At 36.2% G+C, this 18,043-nt stretch carries 15 protein-coding genes and 1 other RNA gene; 2 read left to right on the top strand and 14 right to left on the bottom strand.

Translation table 11 applies throughout. From position 1 onward, the window contains the following. Positions 1-29 precede the first annotated feature (29 nt). From ASO14_RS09485 to ASO14_RS09525, 9 genes are all read right to left on the bottom strand, one after another. Positions 30-578 carry a dihydrofolate reductase family protein gene (locus tag ASO14_RS09485; protein ID WP_068454274.1) on the bottom strand — a complete coding sequence of 183 codons (549 nt, stop codon included), beginning with the start codon at positions 576-578 and terminating at the stop codon, positions 30-32. A 183-nt stretch (positions 579-761) separates the two neighbouring features. Then, complete coding sequence (locus ASO14_RS09490; protein WP_068454277.1) at positions 762-2,666, bottom strand: ATP-dependent DNA helicase; 1,905 nt, start codon at positions 2,664-2,666, stop codon at positions 762-764. Positions 2,667-2,738: 72 nt separating this feature from the next. After that, a complete protein-coding gene (locus tag ASO14_RS09495; protein WP_068454280.1) occupies positions 2,739-3,875 on the bottom strand; it encodes a THUMP domain-containing class I SAM-dependent RNA methyltransferase in 1,137 nt (378 codons plus the stop codon). 2 nt (positions 3,876-3,877) lie between these two features. Next, positions 3,878-5,611 (bottom strand): putative bifunctional diguanylate cyclase/phosphodiesterase, encoded by a 1,734-nt coding sequence (locus ASO14_RS09500; RefSeq protein WP_068454283.1) that lies wholly within the window; start codon positions 5,609-5,611, stop codon positions 3,878-3,880. A gap of 110 nt (positions 5,612-5,721) precedes the next feature. Continuing rightward, positions 5,722-6,110: RNase P RNA component class B (gene rnpB / locus ASO14_RS09505), an RNA gene on the bottom strand. 78 nt (positions 6,111-6,188) lie between these two features. Next, the gene (gene gpsB / locus ASO14_RS09510) at positions 6,189-6,506 is read right to left on the bottom strand and encodes a cell division regulator GpsB (RefSeq protein WP_068454286.1); all 318 of its coding nucleotides are present in this window, start codon (positions 6,504-6,506) and stop codon (positions 6,189-6,191) included. A 77-nt stretch (positions 6,507-6,583) separates the two neighbouring features. Beyond that, positions 6,584-7,810: a ribonuclease H-like domain-containing protein gene (locus ASO14_RS09515; RefSeq protein ID WP_231726948.1), complete on the bottom strand. Its 1,227-nt coding sequence runs from the start codon at positions 7,808-7,810 to the stop codon at positions 6,584-6,586. Next, positions 7,767-10,118, bottom strand: a complete 2,352-nt coding sequence (locus ASO14_RS09520; protein ID WP_082701442.1) for a DEAD/DEAH box helicase — start codon at positions 10,116-10,118, stop codon at positions 7,767-7,769. The genes ASO14_RS09515 and ASO14_RS09520 overlap by 44 nt, the downstream gene beginning before the upstream one ends. Continuing rightward, on the bottom strand, positions 10,093-10,470 hold the full coding sequence (locus ASO14_RS09525; RefSeq protein ID WP_068454292.1) for a YppE family protein: 378 nt from the start codon (positions 10,468-10,470) through the stop codon (positions 10,093-10,095). Before ASO14_RS09525 ends, ASO14_RS09520 begins: the two co-directional genes overlap by 26 nt. A 210-nt stretch (positions 10,471-10,680) precedes the next feature. On the opposite strand from ASO14_RS09525, the gene recU reads away from it, so the two are divergent. Both recU and ASO14_RS09535 read left to right on the top strand, forming a co-directional pair. After that, complete coding sequence (recU, locus tag ASO14_RS09530) at positions 10,681-11,295, top strand: Holliday junction resolvase RecU (RefSeq protein ID WP_068454296.1); 615 nt, start codon at positions 10,681-10,683, stop codon at positions 11,293-11,295. A 28-nt stretch (positions 11,296-11,323) separates the two neighbouring features. After that, on the top strand, positions 11,324-13,930 hold the full coding sequence (locus ASO14_RS09535) for a transglycosylase domain-containing protein (RefSeq protein ID WP_068454300.1): 2,607 nt from the start codon (positions 11,324-11,326) through the stop codon (positions 13,928-13,930). Positions 13,931-14,131: 201 nt separating this feature from the next. Here ASO14_RS09535 and ASO14_RS09540 read toward each other — a convergent pair whose 3' ends face one another. The 5 genes from ASO14_RS09540 to rbsK form a co-directional block, all read right to left on the bottom strand. Continuing rightward, a complete protein-coding gene (locus tag ASO14_RS09540) occupies positions 14,132-14,476 on the bottom strand; it encodes a YpoC family protein (protein ID WP_068454303.1) in 345 nt (114 codons plus the stop codon). Then, positions 14,473-15,132, bottom strand: a complete 660-nt coding sequence (gene nth / locus ASO14_RS09545) for an endonuclease III (RefSeq protein ID WP_068454306.1) — start codon at positions 15,130-15,132, stop codon at positions 14,473-14,475. The genes ASO14_RS09540 and nth overlap by 4 nt, the downstream gene beginning before the upstream one ends. 2 nt (positions 15,133-15,134) lie before the next feature. After that, on the bottom strand, positions 15,135-15,857 hold the full coding sequence (locus tag ASO14_RS09550) for a DnaD domain-containing protein (protein ID WP_082701443.1): 723 nt from the start codon (positions 15,855-15,857) through the stop codon (positions 15,135-15,137). Positions 15,858-16,160: 303 nt separating this feature from the next. Then, the gene (locus tag ASO14_RS09555; protein WP_082701444.1) at positions 16,161-17,033 is read right to left on the bottom strand and encodes a G5 domain-containing protein; all 873 of its coding nucleotides are present in this window, start codon (positions 17,031-17,033) and stop codon (positions 16,161-16,163) included. 130 nt (positions 17,034-17,163) lie between these two features. Further along, on the bottom strand, positions 17,164-18,042 hold the full coding sequence (gene rbsK / locus ASO14_RS09560) for a ribokinase (RefSeq protein WP_068454312.1): 879 nt from the start codon (positions 18,040-18,042) through the stop codon (positions 17,164-17,166). Position 18,043: the final 1 nt, after the last annotated feature.

The following is an 18,043-nucleotide window of genomic DNA, read 5'->3' on the forward strand; positions in this document are numbered from 1 at the left end:
TTAGTTATTCTACTTTGTTTGAGCGCACTTTATAGCGCTCTTTTTTTATACTTTTTTACAATGTAATGTAATTCTACAAACTGACCATATGTTTTTGTTTGCTGCAATGTTAATTCTACGGGTGAGAAACCTGGTTTAAAAAGAGGAATTCCTTCTCCTAATAAAATTGGCGCCATTGTAACAATAATCTCATCGATTAAGTGTTGCTCTAAAAAAGAATAGATGAGTTCTCCCCCACCGACAACCCAAATATCTTGACCTGGCTGTTGTCGTAATGTATGAATAAGTGATGCTACAGGCTCTTTTGTAAAGTGAATATCTTGCATATCTTGAAGCTGTTGATGCGTATAAACATAACACTGTTTTTCGGCATAAGGCCATTCAGATAATCGTTGACTGATTAACCAGTCAAATGTCTTTTTGCCTAAAATAACGGTATCGACTGTTTCATAAAATTGTGAGTACCCATTATCTCCTTTGCCTTCCACCTGTTCTAGCCAATCAAGTGACTCTTCTTTTGTTGCGATATAGCCATCTAAACTTGACGCAATAAAAAGACGTACTTTTCGATTTCCCATACCCATCACTCTTTTCTTAACTACTTGGGTTTTCTATTATAAAGTAATAAAACCTTAAAAAGCAAACAGAAATCACACAAATTTAAAAATAAATATTTTTCACTTTTAAAATGCATATTCATTCACACATGTTGTAACATAGAAAAAGGCTTTGACAAGTTAGTACATGTCAAAGCCTTTTTTCTATTTTTCAAAAGTCGGTTTTACTGCAAAAATCGGTTCAATCTCAGGTAGGTTTTTCAATTCCTCTTCATTCATTAAAATATGAATTGTACCATGATCATTTGTTGTACGAATTAAACGGCCCATACCTTGTTGTAAGCGAAGAAGCATGAATGGTAACTCCACTTCAACATATGGATCATCTGCGAATGAACGCTTCGCATCAAATAATGGATCACTTGGTGGGAATGGTAAGTCCACAATTATCACACGTGTTAATGCTTCTTCTGGTAAGTCGAGTCCCTCCCATAAATGGTATGAACTTAGCGTGTGTAATTTACCTGCTTGGAAATCACGTACTAATGAAGATAGCTCGCGATCACCTTCAAAACCAATTGTTGCTTTTTGTTCATCTGTTAAAACATCTTTAAATGCTTGCATCGCTTGTTTTGATTTGAATAATAATAAAGTTTGCTCTGTTGATTCTTCTAATAAAGAGGCAACGCGCGTCGCTTTTTCAGCTTGTTCAAGTTCATGAACATGAATCTTCATTACTTCTTCATAATCAAATGGTGATTCTACAGAGAATGAGTTGTATTTTTTAATTCCTAAGCTATACGCAATATAACTAAAGTCTTTATTAATGGATAGAGTAGCTGAAGAAAAGACATATGGAATTTTTTTAGAGAATAGTTTTTTCTCTAATACTTCTGTAATTAAATGTGGCATGATGACTAATGTTTCTTCGCCATCCGTTTCTTCTAACCAGTCAATCGCATTACTTTGCGACACAAAGATGCGCATTGCTGCTTCGTATTGGTCTAAGAACTCTTCTGCCATGCGTAGCTCATATTCCGGAATAACATACATTTCTGATTCAAAGACGAATTCTTCCATTAACTCGCCAATTGTTTCAATCACTTTTTGACCTAATTTCATTAGCGTTGGACTTTTTTGAATTCGTTTACGCTCATCATCCGTATCAATCACATCATCACGTAATTGGTCAAAGAATAGTTCATGACCATCTTGTAATTTTTCCATCAGTAATAATGTTTTTTCACGTAGTCCATCAACCATTAAACGATCTAATAATTTCACGATTGTGTAATCTTGAATTTTGTTCGTCATTGCCTTTTGCGCGGCATATTCAAGAAGATGTCCTTCATCTAATACAATCATCGATACTTCTGGTAGTAACGGTAATTGCCCTTCACGTTCACGCGACTCTTTCGTTGCCGTATGTTCCATTAAGAAATCTTGTGAGCAAATAATTAAATCCGTCGCTTCACGGTAATGTGCACGATGTAATGTTTGACCACAACGATTACGGACATCACAAACCTGACATTGTTGGATATAGTTATAATTCACATGCTGCCATTCTTCATCTGAAATATTCGGGTAATCACTGCGTGCGCCATAAAGTCCTAATCCACCAGCACCATACACGCCTTCTGGAATCGACACAGCAATCTCATCTAGATATTCCCCGTCCATGAATTGCTCTGCTTCTTCATAACGTTTTAGACATAAATATTGGTCACGCGATTTTGCCAAGCGTACATCAATATTTAAATCTAATAATTTTTGCAGTTTATAAATATCTCCGCCTTCTTTAACCAATTGGTCAATTAGCGTCTCATCTGCGCATGCAATTAATGCAGGTTTACCTGTATAACGAGCATACGTAATAGCTGGTAATAAGTACGCAATGGTTTTCCCTGTACCTACACCTGCTTCCGCGAATAAAATAGACTTTTCACGTAATACTTTTTCTATTTGATAAGCCATAAAAATCTGCTCATCACGACATTCCAATCCTTTTTCCGGAAGTTCATCGTATAATACGTCACCCATCCAGTCGCCTAAAGAATCAAAGAATGATTGTTCTTTTGATAATTCAAATGGTAGTGATTGTCGCATACTATCTACCCCTCTCATCTACTATGTTTCAACACAAAGGGAGGCTGTCTAAATAGACAACCTCTCTTGTTTTTATTTCTTCTGTGATTTGCGTCCCCAGAATTGATAATAATCTGTTCGAATGAAACCATTGAACAATTTACGTTTTTTTGTTGCACGTCGACCATATAGCTCTTCAAAATTCTCCATCGAAGATAGCATATAAACAGACCATGTGGGATAAGCTTTCATCATATGACCAATATCACTAATCATTTGTTCGATTGCTTCCACTTCACCAATACGTTCACCATAAGGTGGATTTCCAATCATAACTCCATCTTCAGCGTGTGTTGTAAAGTCTAACACTTGCATTTGTTTAAAGTCAATCAATTCGCCAAAACCTGCTTCAAGTGCATTACGTTTTGCAATTTCAACCATGCGGTGATCAATATCTGAACCTGAAATTTGAAGTGGTTGGTCGTAATTTGCAGCTTGGTCTGCCTCATCACGTACTTCATCCCAAATCTCTTGTTTCATAAATGGCCATTCTTCGCTAATAAATTCACGATTATAACCTGGTGCAATGTTTTGTCCAATCATCGCTGCTTCCAGTGCAATAGTACCTGAACCGCAGAAAGGATCTACAAACGGACGATTTGGTGTCCATTTTGAAATATATACAAGTGCTGCAGCCAATGTTTCTTTTAGTGGTGCTTCACCTTGTTCTGTTCTGTACCCACGTTTATGAAGACCAGCACCTGATGTATCAATTGTTAGTGTCGCCACATCTTTTAAGATTGATACTTCAATTTTGAATTTCGGTCCTGTTTCTTCTAGCATACCTAAACGGCCATGTACTTTTTTCATGCGCTCAACAATTGCTTTTTTCGTAATTGATTGGCAATCTGGCACACTATATAATTTTGATTTTACAGACTTACCTGTTACAGGGAACTCTGCATCAACTGGCATAATTTTTTCCCAAGGTAATGCTTTAACACCTTCAAATAATTGATCAAATGTTCTTGCTGGGAAAGAACCTACAACGATTTTTACACGATCTGCTACGCGTAACCACAAATTAGTACGTGCAATATCACGCTCTTCTCCTTCAAAATACACTTTTCCGTTTTCTGTACGTGTTTCATATCCTAAGGCTTTTAGTTCATCTGCTACAATGGCTTCAAGTCCCATAGCTGCTGTAGCTACTAAATTAAATTTTGTCATGCTTATTTCCCTTCTATCTCCAATTTCCAAAATTCTACGTAATCAATCGCCTCTTCTAATGGCAACGGTTTAGAATAATAATATCCTTGAATCATATCACAGCCCATATTTCTTAGCAATTCCACTTGTTCTTTTTGTTCCACACCTTCTGCAATGACTTTCATATGCAAACGATGTGCCATTTGAATAATGGCATCAACAACTGCCTGCTTCTCATTAACAGAACCAATTAATTGAATAAAGCTACGATCAATTTTCAAATGGTTTAATGGGAACTGTACTAAATATGACAATGATGAATACCCCGTGCCAAAGTCATCAATCGACAATTTAAAACCTAATTGCTTCAACTGAATTAGTCGACGAATCGTTTCTTTTTCATTATTCATTACTGTTCTTTCCGTTAATTCAATTTCAAAATTTCTTGGAGAGCAATTATTGCGTTGTAAAATTTCTTGAATCGATTCAATAAAGTTTGGTTGATGGAAGTGAATACTTGAAATATTAATAGCGATTGGAATATGACCGTAACCTGCACGTTCTAAGGTTAACCAATCTAGGCACGCTTTTTCAATGATGACCTCACTTAAAGGAATAATAAGTCCCACTTCTTCTGCATACGGAATAAAATCATTTGGCGGTACAAAGCCAAGGGTCTCGTTATACCAGCGAACCAATGCTTCAAAACCAATGATTGTATTTGTCGTTAAATCAATTTTCGGTTGATAATGTAAAACAAACTCTTTATTTTTAATTGCTCTACGTAATTCATGATCAATTAATAAACCGCGATTCGTTCCAATATTCAGTTCGTCAAAATAAAAAGCAAATTGATTACGCCCATTCTTCTTCGCATATTCCATTGCCTTCACTGCTTTGTTAATCAGAATTTCAGTATTATGTCCATCTTCTGGATACAAACTAATCCCGATTGTGGCCGTTGTGTAGAGTATATGTTCATCAATTAAAAACGGTTCTTCAAATGTTTCAATAATCTTACTTGCTAGTTGAACTGCTTCTTTCGGATGGTGAATGTGTGCCAAAGTAATAACAAATTCATCACCGCCATAACGCGCTAGTATATCCTTATTGCGAATAAACGGTGTCAACCTTTGTACAACTTCCGTTAATAATTTATCACCAATCGAATGACCTAATTCATTAATATGACTAAAACGGTCCATGTCTAAAAATAGCAATGCATGTTCAAAATTTTTCTTTTCAGAAGCTTCTAAGAGCACATTCATGCGGTTCATAAATGAATAGCTATTTTCAGAACCCGTTAATGTATCTGTATTCATTTGAATTTGAATTTCACGCTCTGCAATTTTCTTTTCCGAAAGGTCTTCAAAAATACCACAATAATGTGTTGTATCCCCATCATCATTTTTAATTGCAATAATTGTCAACCATTCGGGATAGACATCACCTGTTTTGCGACGATTCCAAATTTCTCCTGACCATTTACCTGTTGCATAAATCTCTTTCCACATCTTATCGTAAAAACTTTTCGCATGTATTCCCGACTGCAGCAAGTGCGGTTTGCTCCCTAATGCTTCCCCTGCACTATAGCCTGTTACAAATTCAAAAGCTGGATTAATGGCAAGTATCACTTTATCTGCATCTGTAATCATGACACCTTCTGATAAATGGTCAAATAATGCCCACATTGTTTCAGGGCAGATTGGACTATTACCATCTAATTTTTCGCTATATAAACAGTCTTTTTTTTTCATCCTGATCCCCGCATCCATATATGAAATCTATCTATGTATTTTAGTAAGAAAGGCTCTCCAACTATAAAATCGGAGAGCCTGACTAATCATGTTATAAGAACATCATAAGGAACTGTAAGCCATGTTTTGTGCCCTTCGTACTCAAACAGCTAAAAGCCTCGTACTACTCGGGTAGTAATCATCTATCTATAGATATGCAAGCATACCTATCTCTCCATCCATTCATTTCTTTCAGGAGAACGCCCCTACCATAATTTGGGTTGCTCACTCGTGGGGTTTACCTCGTTCCACTCGTAAAGTTTCCTATACGACTTCGTCACTGTGGCACTTTCAGAAAGTTTCAACCATATCCGAAAACTTAGGTTTTCCTTTCGCCGTTAGCATTGCTGCTACCTCCGCTTATGATTTCGCGAAGCACGAACACTACGTTCATCTCAGAATCGTGTGAGCATGGACTTTCCTCAACAACGTCAAAGCGTTGCAGCGATTACTCATTCGCTTATTGATGCTATTTACATTATATGCGCAAAAACAGCATAATTCAATATTTAAACTATGTTTTTAAGGAAATCACGCATTAATCATATAATTTATCCCCGAATACATGTTTTTCAAGATTCGCAATGCGCTTTAAGATATCATAATTTGTTGCGCCCATACCAGATGGTGCAACTGTTGTAGGTGAATTTCTTCTTGTACTTTCGGCTTGTTCAAGCTCTTGTTTTAATAAATTAATTTCTTCTTGTTTTTTCAATAATACTTTTTCAAAGTTTTCATAGTCCATAATGATTTCATCTAAAAATTGATCGACCTCATCTTGACTATATCCTCGAATACCTGTTTTAAAATCTTTATCTAAAATCTTTTTAGCTGATAATTTAATGTCCATCATCATAATCCTTTCAACTTGTAATAAGTAATTCCATTATAGCATATACTTCTTTGAAGTCATGGATAAATAAGGGGGTTTCTCTATTTCATACCTTGTTTTTTTCGAATACGCAAAAATCGCTTTTCAATCGCTTCTTTTTTTCGTTGTTGCACATCTTTTTTAAATAATAAAGACTGTCTTACTCGAAATAATGCGTTGAGCGTATGTTTTTCGGCTTCTTCTAAATCATGTAGTTGGTGTTCATATAATTTTGCGAGTCCAAGGGACGCTTCAATCCACTGACGCTCTTCTAAATATGGCAAAGCTTTTTCATAACTTTCAGCCGCTTCGGCGTATTTTTTTTGCTTTTTTTGCTGAAGAGCTAATAAATAGTACGCTTCTGCCGCTTCATTTGTTGCATAATTCTCTGTAATATTTTCCAATAAGCTCTGACTTGAATCAAGTTGTTTTAAATCATGATACCATTTCCCGATATTTGTATGCACAATTGCACGTTCTTGATTTGCTTCTGAGAATACGAGTTCTGTCGCTTGAATAAATAGTGTAATTAATGATAGTAAATCATATTCATTATGACGTAACACTTGAAAAAGCATGTCATGGTCACCACTTCGAACTGCATCTAAATAGACCATTGGTGCTAAATGACCAGGTAAATCGTCAATGCGCTGAAAACCAAGTTTTTGTTGTTCAACCGTTGTCAATTTCATTCGACTTAAATCGTTTTTCCAAATACGTTTTGAACTGTGAAACAAATCAATTTGCTGATGCTCACGTAATGGTGGCAAATGTTCTCGATTTAATGTCCAACGCGTTTGTAATTGTGGCCAGTCGAAACTCTTCCCATTATATGTTACAATCGTTTGGTTTGCTTGCCAAAACTTCGATTCGAATAAAAAAGCCGCTTCATTCGCTGGGTCTGCTAAAATATATTGTTTCAGCACAAACCCATCAGAAGTTTCTTCAAGTAACCCATTTAAAAAGATATGTGTTCCAACACCTTTCAAGCCCGTTGTTTCTGTGTCATAAAATACGATTTTTTCATCTGATGTCATTTTTAAAGGATGTTCTTGTTCATAGACTTCCCACGCTTCAAGTGCTTCATAAAATTGACCAAGCCGATACTTACCATGCTGGTGATTAAACGCATAATGTGTTTCTCGTAAAAAAACCGTCCCAAAGTCATTTTCAATCCGACTTAAACCAGCTTTCTCCCACTTTTCTGTATAAAAAGGCGGAAGAGGTTTTTGATAAGGTGTTTTTTCAGTCTTCGCTGTTTTCGTACCCTTTTTTAACATTTGCTTCATTTGCAAAATCTTCTTCTCGTAAGACATCGTCCATCAATTCCTCTAATAAAAATGATTGTAAAAAATGAAGTACTTGATCTTTTGTATTTCCCGTTTGATCTTGAGCACCAATACATGCTGGACAGCCAATTTGACATGAACATCCCTCGACATGTTCATACACATGTCGAATTAATTGTTCCCATAAATCATAAATACGCTCACTCAGTCCAATACCGCCTGGATAACGATCATAAATGAAGAAAGTTGGTTCACCATTATGAATAGCTTTCACTTGCGGTACAACATGTACGTCCGAACGGTCTGACTGAATATACAGTGGAATAAAGCTGTTCATTGCGTAGGCAACACCTAGCATCGCACTATTTAAATCATCGTCTGTCCAATCATCTGGCTGTTTGAAATGTAACCATGTGCCTGATGTATGCAGTTCTTCTGGCGGTAGATGAATTGGACCTGAACCAATATTATCATGTGTATTAAATCGAATTTTCTTAAAGATGGTTGCATTCGCTAATGTCATTAAATCACCAAATGCTACATTTGCTTTTCCTAGCTGACGCACGCGATCTTCTGAAATCACTTTTAATTCTACTGCTAAATTCGCATCTGTAAAATAATTTACATCCACTTCTGTTACATAGGCTTTCTTTTCTTCCCAATCAAGCTTTTCAACTTGATATTGTGTACCTTGGTGTATATAGATGGCTTCTTCATGTAATAATGTCATCGCACTATAGCGGTCCATCTCACCAATTACTGTTGTATTCCCTTTTATCGTTTGATCAATAATCACAACATTTTCTTGTGATGCCGAGCGTAAACTAATATCATGCGCTGGGAATCTGTCTGTCATCCAGTGCCATGTATCGGTTGTCTTTAGTAAAATTTTCTCCTCAGCTAAATATTCCAATAAATCATCTACATCAAATTCTGCATAGTTTTCCCCTTGTTTAAAAGGTAATTCAAATGCCGCACATTTTAAATGATCCATTAAAATCAGCATATTCTCTGGATACACACGCGCTTCTTCTGGTTTATTACCGAGTAAATAATCTGGGTGTTGAATAATATATTGGTCGAGCGCTGTCGACTGTGCCACATAAATAATGAGTGCATCATCTTGCCTACGTCCAGCTCGTCCTGCCTGTTGCCAAGCACTTGCAATATTCCCTGGATACCCTGTCATAATACATGCCTGTAATTGACCAATATCAACACCTAGTTCCAATGCATTCGTCGAGATAACCGTTTGGATTGTCCCATCTCGTAATCCTTTTTCAATCTTCCGTCTCTCAGAAGGTAAGTAGCCACCTCGGTAACCCCGCACGGATTCATCTTGAATATTTTGTGCTGTTAATGATTTTAAATACGTTACAAGCATCTCCACACGTACACGACTTTTTGCAAAAATAATTGTTTGAATTTCAGATTCATATAATTTACGTGCTAAATCCTTTACTTCTAAAATCGCACTTCGTCTAACACCGAATGTCTCGTTAACAATTGGTGGGTTATAGAATAGGAATGTTTTCTTTCCAGCTGGTGCACCATTATTCGCAATCAGCTGATGTTTTGTATTCGTGAGATTCTCTGCTAATTCTTTTGGATTTTGAATTGTTGCGGAAGTGCAAATAAAGATTGGGTTACTTCCATAATAATCACAAATTCGCTTTAATCGCCTTAGTACATGCGCAACGTGCGAACCGAATACCCCTTTATACGTGTGTAGTTCATCAATGACAATAAATTGAAGGTTTTCAAAAAGCGAAACCCATTTTGTATGATGCGGTAAAATCCCCGAATGCAACATGTCTGGATTCGTCATGACGATTTGCCCTGCTTTTCTCACCTTTTGTCGAATACTAGGTGATGTATCACCATCATATGTGTAACTTAAAATTTCTTCATCCATTGCTTCAATCATCGCATTCATTTCTGACTTTTGGTCTTGTGCTAATGCTTTCGTTGGAAACAAGTAAAGCGCGCGTGTTTTTGAGTCTTCCAAGATTCGTTGTAACACAGGTAAATGATAACAAAGCGACTTTCCTGAAGCTGTTGGTGTGACAGCTGTAAAAGACTTTCCTTCCTTTGCATAATCGAAAGCCTCACGTTGATGGGTATAGAGCTGTTCAATCCCTCTTGATTGCAGCGCTTTTTTTATAGATGGATGTAATTGTTTAGGAAATGTCGCATAGCTTGCTGGTCGTTCTGGTAAGACACGCACATGTTGTACACGATTTTGCATCTTCGGATCAGACTGCCATTGTTCAATTAGTTCTTTAACTGTCTTTCTTTCTCGAATCATGTTGCACCTCCTCCAATGTGCGCAAATACGTTTCAAATGTAAATTTCGTCGATTGAATCGATTGAATGAATCTTTTTTTACTCGTTTTCACATAAAAAGATTGAACGACAAATTGTTCCATTGCATCACTCGCATGTTCAACTTGCGACATATGTAAATACTTTGGATGATTTGTTTCTATAAATTGTTTAGATAACTCCTTCCACTTTTTTAGCTTTGCATGGACTTCATCTGCATAAGGCTTTACTTCTGTATAAAAATCAGCATCTTGCTGTTGTTCGCGTATATTCATAAAACGTTCATAGCTTCGATCACACTCTAAATAAAGTGTTGTTGTTAATTCTTTTAGCATTTGTTTTATCTCCTTCTCGCATCTTCTTTCTATTTTAACAAATTCATACGCTTTACACTACTAACGTAGGCGAACGAACATTCCTTTTTCGTTCATTTATCTCACTTTACCATTTGCAAAATATGCTTGTTATTGCTACTATCTTTGGGTAGTGTTTTAAATTTACGCATTGTGAACTTCTCAATGTTTGTAAAGAACGAGGTGAATCTTTTGGCGATTCGATATCCTAATGGCAAAAAATATGTACCTGCGACAGAAAAGAAAGCATCTTCTAAAAAACAAGTCAAAAAAGACCTAACTTTTAGTAATCGTGGGAAAACATTAGAAGATATGATTGATGAAGCAAATGCTTATTATTTAACCGTTAAAGAAGCAGTCATCCATAAGAAACCTGTTCCTATTCAAATCGTCAATGTAGAATATCCGTCGAGAAGTGCTGCTGTAATACGTGAAGCTTATTTCAGAACCCCTTCTACAACGGATTATAATGGTGTATATAAAGGTCATTATATCGATTTTGATGCGAAAGAAACAAAAAATAAAACATCTTTCCCGCTGAAAAATGTGCATCTACACCAAGTGACGCATATGCGTGCAGCAACAGCTCAAGGTGGGATTTGTTTTTTACTCATTCGCTTTTCCATTTTAAATCGATCTTTTGTATTGCCATTTTCTATTTTGAACGCTGCATGGGCAGAGATGGAAAAAGGTGGGCGTAAATCGATTCCATTCGATGTTTTCGAACAAGATGCAATTGAAATAAAAGAAAGTTACAGTCCACAGCTTGATTATTTAAAGGCTGTAACAGTTTTACTTCCTTTATAATAGGAAGTGAGAAAGAGAGGAGATTTTTGTGGATAATAGACGATATAATTCACGAGAAGAACGAAAACGATTAGAAAATGAACAAAGAAAAAGTAGAGGTCGTTCATCTTCTAAAAAAGTGAAATCAGCAAAGCCTAAAAAGTCATGGCTAAAACGAATTGTATTAGCTGTTGTGGCTTTAGGTGTAATTGGATTACTACTAGGCGGGGGCTTGTTTGCTTATTATGCAGCAACAGCACCTAAATTAGATGAAGAAACATTAAAAGATCCTGTATCTTCGAAGTTCTACGATAAGAACGGAAAAGAATTCTATACAATGGGAACGGAAGAACGAGAACATGTAAAGTTTGAAGATATCCCGAAACAAATGCAAGATGCGATTCTTTCTACAGAAGATGCGCGTTTTTACGACCATCATGGTATTGACTTTTACCGTTTAGGTGGAGCTGTACTAGCCAATTTCCGCGATGGTTTTGGTTCACAAGGTGCGAGTACAATTACACAACAGGTTATTAAAAACTCATTCTTTAATAACGGAAAAACGATTAAACGTAAAGCACAAGAAGCGTATTTATCACTTCAATTAGAACGTGAGTATACAAAAGATGAAATTTTTGAAATGTACTTTAATAAAGTATTAATGAGTGGACGTATTTATGGTTTTGGTACAGCAGCTAAGTATTTCTACGGTAAAGATATTGATCAATTAACATTACCACAGATGGCTTTATTAGCTGGTATGCCACAATCACCAAATAACTATAATGCATTTAAAAATCCAGACTTAGCTGAAAAACGTCGTAATACCGTTTTAAAATTAATGTATAACAATAAAAAAATTACAAAAGATGAAATGGAAGCTGCAATGAAAGTTAGTGTAAAACAAGGGCTACTTCCAGAGAGCAAACGTATTGCGAACAATAGTTCAAAATATGATGCCTTCATCGATGTCGTATTAAAAGAATTAGCTGAAAACGGCGATGAAAAAGCGCTAGAAGATGGTATTAGTATTTATACAACACTTGATCCTGAGGCACAAAAAGTTGTTGAGAAAACAATTAACAATGATGCAAACTTCCCAACAAAAGATATTCAAACAGGGATTTCGGTTGTTGATACGGAAACAGGAGCTATCGCTGCAGTTGGCGGTTCTCGTGATTACGGTCCAGAACGTGGCTTCAACTATGCACAAGCTCTGAAAACACGTCAACCTGGTTCAACAATGAAACCAATCATGGATTACGGTCCAGCGATTGAATATTTAAAATGGAGTACAGGCCATACACTTGTCGATGAACCAATGAACTACTCTGGAACATCACAAGCAATCAACAACTACGATAACCAGTTTAAAGGTGCATTAACGATGCGTGAAGCACTATACAACTCACGTAATATCCCAGCGATTAAAGCCTTTAAAGAAGTAGGTACTTCTAAAGTAAAAGAATTCATTAGTGGTTTTGGCTTAAAACCTGATGATTTATATGAATCTGATGCAATCGGTGGTGGTTCAGTAAACCTTTCACCAATCGATATGTCAGCAATCTATGCTTCATTTGGAAATAACGGAATTTACACAAAAGCCTATTCAATTAAAAAGATTGTTTACCGCGATGGTAACACAGCGAAAACATATACACCTGAACCACAAGCTGCAATGAGTGACTATACAGCTTATATGCTAACAGATATGATGCGTGACGTTGTAAGTTCAAAATCTGGTGCATCTGGTGGTGCTGCAGCTGTACCAGGACTAGATATCGCGGGTAAAACAGGGACAACTAACTACACAAGTGAACAGTTACAAGAATACGGATTACCAAGTAATGCTGTACCAGATTCATGGTTCTCTGGCTACACAACGCGCTACTCGATGTCTGTATGGACAGGCTATTCTAGTCGTAAACAAGGGATTGTATCCCCTCAAGAACGACAACTAGCTCAAAATTTATTCCGTATCATTATGAGCCAAATTTCTGCAGGTAAAAATACACCGAACTTTAAACAACCAAGCTCTGTTATCTCTTCAGGTTCTGAGTTATATGTTCGTGGCACACAAGCACCTGTGGAAAAAGAAGAAGAAAAAGACGAGAAAGTTTCTGCTCCAACAGGTTTAAGTGCAACGTATGATGCAGATTCAAAAACTGTATCTTTATCTTGGAATAAAAGTGATACAGATGGTGCTAAATATCGTGTGTCTGTAGATGGCAAAACCATTACAACAACAGGCGATACAAAAGCTTCTTATCGTGTTCCTGGAGGCGCTACTTCTCTAACCTTTAGTGTTGTAGCAGTTGTGGATGGCAAAGAAAGTGCTAGTGCTTCTGCTACTGTAAAAATTGCTGAAGAGCCTGAAGAACCAGCAGTAGATGAGCCAGATCAACCTGAAACAGACCAACCTGGTGAAACACCTGAAACCGATCAGCCTGAAACAAATCAACCTGGTGATAACCAAGGTGACAATCAGAATGACAATAATAACGGGAATAATAATGGAAACAATGGGAATAACAGCAATGGAAATCAGAATGATAACAATAACGGAAATACAACTAAACCTGAAAAACCTACTGAACCTGACCAACCCGAAACAGATGAACCAGCCACTGAAAATGATCAAGGTAACGGAAATTAATATCTAAACAAAAGAGGATGAGACATATGTGTAAAAACACCGTCTCATATGAGCATAATAAAAACCGGAATCGCGCTGTGGCGCGGTTCCGGTTTTTCGTTGCGAACGCTAAAAAAGAAAATGAAATGTTTTATCTCATTCTCTTTTTGTATATACAAAAACTTCGACAAATTATGATTTGTCGAAGTTTTAATCGCTCATCTATTTCTTTAAGCGTAAACGTGCACAGCGCTTTTTCGTTTCCTGAAATAATTCATCTAATTGACGATAACATGCGTATTGTCCAGGTCTCCTTTTAATAAAAGCTAATCGCTCTCCTGCATTAATTGGCAAAATTTCATATTCTTCTTTTTCATCAAAATGTGTTTGATTCGAAGCTTGTAAAATGAACATTTCATATAGGTTAATGCCTTGTTCCATATAATCTCCTGCTGAGTGATCACGTCGATCATGTGCTTCATGAATCTTTTCGGCTAGTGACTTCCATTCATTGAACCATGTATCCACTTGTTCTTTTTGAATTTTTTCTTGATTGCATTGAATCATTGTTCCACTAACCCCTTTTTAAAACGTTTTTGACCTTCTCGACACACATCAAATAATGGACATGCATGACAACCTGGACGTTGCGATTTACAATGATAACGTCCAAAGAATATAAGTTGATGATGCGCTTTATTCCAACGTTCAATCGGTGTTTTTTTCATAATCGTTTCTTCGACTTGTAACACACTATCTTTCCAACGACATAAACCAAGTCGTTTGGTTACACGCTCTACATGTGTATCTACAGCCATTGCTGGAACTCCAAACGCAACAGACAATACAACATTCGCTGTTTTTCGTCCAACACCTGGCAATGTCACCAGTTCTTCTCTCTGGTCTGGAATTTCTCCATTATATACCTCTAGTAATCGCTGACATAACTTTTGAATATTTTTAGCTTTTGCACGATATAAACCAATAGAACGGATATCTTGTTCTAGTTCTTCTAGAGGCACAGCTAAATAATCTTCTGGTTTTTTATATTTCTGAAATAATGTTTTCGTCACTTTATTTACTAAAACATCCGTACATTGTGCAGATAATAACGTCGCTATTGTTAATTCAAATGGATTTTCATGCACTAATTCACAATGTGCATCTGGATACATGTCGTCCATTTTATCCAAACATTCAAGCCATTGTTTTTTTGTTAACATCGCTATTCTCTCTCCTCTAACCAATTATAAAACGGCGCTTTTTTCACGACTGGCTGTACATCTTCATCGATTCTAGTCGGTGTTTTAATTGTATGTTCACGATACTCTTTTGCGTGTCGCAAAGCCGCTTTCGTCGTTGTAATATTTTTCTTTTTCCATTCAAAAAGAATACGATCCATATATTTCAAACTTACTTTATCACTTAGTACGGCTTCTTTTAAAGCTTGACGAATTAAATCAGGTGTATGTCCATCTTGATCAATCCACATCGAAATCGTTTCAATCTCAATCGGTGATAATAGACGACCTAGCTCCTGCTCAAACATTTGGAATAACTGCCCTTCCTCCATTTGTTCCTGACTCACTTCGATTTGCTGTTGCGTATTTTGTTCGCAATCTAATAGACGCATCCAAAGTGGAAATAAATTTATTTTTTCATATAAAATATGATCCTGGTTTGTCTTTTGTTCGATTTGAATCAAACCTTTTTGTAAAAGCCCTTGTAGACAAAACATAATTTGTTGTTCTTTTACATTCATTCGTTGTGCTAAATCAGTATGTGACGGGAAATCAACACCTTGCTCTATAAAGGAATGAAGTTGTAGTAACAACAATGCTTCTTCATCTGTTAATGAAAGATTTTTATAATGCTTAAAAAATAACTGTGGTACAGCAACTTGCCCACTTTCAACCCACGCTTGGAGCCTCATTTGTTCATTTTGCATTTGATTGTTGACTCCTCTCTTTTTCAAAAGTTTCAACGTACATTATAACACTGAAGTAAAAGGTATGAACATGAAATTGCATGGTTTGTGCTTTTTTCGTATTAATAAGCTCAAACGATAAATCAGCTCAAATTATTTTTTTGAGCATAATCATGTCGATTTGCGTCAATTGTAATATTACATTGTATATCATAATGTGTTTCGCGTTCTTCTTTTGGAATTACAGCTAGAACACTTTGTGACCACAGAAAAAAACTACACCCGAATAATACGAGAGTAGTTAATAATCTATTCATCCTTAAATTAAACCCCCAATTCATAAATTGTAGAATATCCTTCAATATCAATATATTTTTTATATAATTTCGAACTTAATAGTTTTCCATTTGAATATTTATCTTTGTAAATATACGTATATTTACTTGATTTACCTTTTTGCCATATCTTTTTAGTGCCTTTTGGAATTTCATTTGAAGGTACATATTCAACTTTCGGCTTTACGGTTTTCTCAACAATGCGATTAGCTGTAAAACTGCTGATTAAATACTTACGTGGCATCCAACCGTATGATTTTGTGGAGTAAGAGTAAACATACGCCCATGAACCACTTACTTTCTTCACCTTCACAACGCTTTTATCTTGATAAACCTTCTTCAATTTCTTACTTGAAACTGCTGGTTTAGAGCGCAAATTTTGCGTATAAACTACATGCATTTTCTTGCCTGTGATTTTAGCAGCTGAATCTGTAATGTATGAGGTTAAGATAAAACCATCCACTTTTTTTCCGTTAATTTTTAAACCCAAAGATGGTAAGTACGTTTTTTCACCTGAGTACTTAACAAAATTATTATAAATTGCTACAACATTTCCATAATGTTCATATTTATCTTTATAATAATATCCCTTTACAGCACCTTGTTTCCCTTGAACACAAACCTCACCTTTACCAAGAGCATATTTAAATGTTTTGCCTTTTTTATAATTCACGCCCCATTTAGCATATGTTGTATCGTTTGTTTGTTTATCAATGACTAACGTACACTTATATTTTGCGTTATGTGCTGAATCATCATTTAACTCTGCACTTGCTGTTGTAGCGAAGGCTGACAACGTTATTACTCCTAGCATTAAAAATAGTATAATTTTCTTAATTAAACAAACTTTTTTGTATTCCATTTATCATCACCTCTGACAATTATTATATAACAAAAGATTCAACAAAATATTATAACTTTATTATCATAAGAATATAGATTTTATTTTTTAATATAAAAAAGTGACGAGGTTAATCCTCATCACTTCTCATCTATCTTGCTTCTTTTAAGCGGGCTTGCACTGCTTCCACCTTTGGCATACCGCCTTGTGCGCCAAACTTTTCAACAGATAAAGAAGCAGCGATATTCGCAAATTTAACTGCTTCTGTGATTCCTACACCTGTAGTTAGAGCATAAGCAAAAGCACCATTAAATGTATCCCCCGCACCTGTTGTATCCTTTGGTACTGTTTTAAAACCTTTCACAATCACATGTTTTTCACCATCATAATAACGTGCACCATCCGCTCCTAGTGTCACAATCAGACGATTCGGATAACGTTCAAGCGCATTTTCTACATCGTCTTTAAAAATATCTGCACATTCTGTTTCATTTGGCGTGAAGTATGCGACACGGTCCATCCACTCTTCTTTAAAATTCTCTGCTGGCGCTGGATTTAACAGTACTTTTACACCTAATTCTTGGCACACATCAAGTGCGTATTCTACCGTTTCTTGTGGAATTTCTAATTGCATAATGACTAACTCACTCTTGGCAATTTGCTCACACGCTGCATCAATTGACTCCTTTGTAACATCGTGGTTTGCACCTGGTACTACAATAATTCGATTATCTTGTTCGAATAAAATAATATTGGCAATTCCTGTAGCAGTGGATGTCGTCTCTACAAACTGATCTTGTACGCTTTCTACTTTTAATAAGTTTCGTAACACTTGTCCAAATGCATCATTACCTAGTGCACCTACCATATGTACATGCGCACCTAATCGAGCCGCTGCAACAGCTTGATTTGCTCCTTTACCTCCTGGAACAGTGTGAAAACTCTCCCCTAAAACGGTTTCTCCTTGTTTCGGAAATAGATTTGTTTCTACAACAATATCCATATTAATACTACCAATGACTGTTATCATA

The sequence above is a fragment of the Kurthia sp. 11kri321 genome (assembly GCF_001534765.1).
GTDB classification, from domain to species: domain Bacteria; phylum Bacillota; class Bacilli; order Bacillales_A; family Planococcaceae; genus Kurthia; species Kurthia gibsonii.

What these genes read in the sequence shown, in the direction of transcription:
- ASO14_RS09500 (WP_068454283.1), bottom strand. Translation starts at nt 5,611, where the DNA reads ATGAAAAAAAAAGACTGTTTATATAGCGAAAAATTAGATGGTAATAGT.
- ASO14_RS09520 (WP_082701442.1), bottom strand. Translation starts at nt 10,118, where the DNA reads ATGATTCGAGAAAGAAAGACAGTTAAAGAACTAATTGAACAATGGCAG.
- gpsB (WP_068454286.1), bottom strand. Translation starts at nt 6,506, where the DNA reads ATGATGATGGACATTAAATTATCAGCTAAAAAGATTTTAGATAAAGAT.
- ASO14_RS09540 (WP_068454303.1), bottom strand. Translation starts at nt 14,476, where the DNA reads ATGATTCAATGCAATCAAGAAAAAATTCAAAAAGAACAAGTGGATACA.
- ASO14_RS09495 (WP_068454280.1), bottom strand. Translation starts at nt 3,875, where the DNA reads ATGACAAAATTTAATTTAGTAGCTACAGCAGCTATGGGACTTGAAGCC.
- ASO14_RS09515 (WP_231726948.1), bottom strand. Translation starts at nt 7,810, where the DNA reads ATGAAGCAAATGTTAAAAAAGGGTACGAAAACAGCGAAGACTGAAAAA.
- ASO14_RS09525 (WP_068454292.1), bottom strand. Translation starts at nt 10,470, where the DNA reads ATGCTAAAAGAATTAACAACAACACTTTATTTAGAGTGTGATCGAAGC.
- ASO14_RS09485 (WP_068454274.1), bottom strand. Translation starts at nt 578, where the DNA reads ATGGGAAATCGAAAAGTACGTCTTTTTATTGCGTCAAGTTTAGATGGC.
- ASO14_RS09555 (WP_082701444.1), bottom strand. Translation starts at nt 17,033, where the DNA reads ATGGAATACAAAAAAGTTTGTTTAATTAAGAAAATTATACTATTTTTA.
- ASO14_RS09550 (WP_082701443.1), bottom strand. Translation starts at nt 15,857, where the DNA reads ATGCAAAATGAACAAATGAGGCTCCAAGCGTGGGTTGAAAGTGGGCAA.
- rbsK (WP_068454312.1), bottom strand. Translation starts at nt 18,042, where the DNA reads ATGATAACAGTCATTGGTAGTATTAATATGGATATTGTTGTAGAAACA.
- nth (WP_068454306.1), bottom strand. Translation starts at nt 15,132, where the DNA reads ATGTTAACAAAAAAACAATGGCTTGAATGTTTGGATAAAATGGACGAC.
- ASO14_RS09490 (WP_068454277.1), bottom strand. Translation starts at nt 2,666, where the DNA reads ATGCGACAATCACTACCATTTGAATTATCAAAAGAACAATCATTCTTT.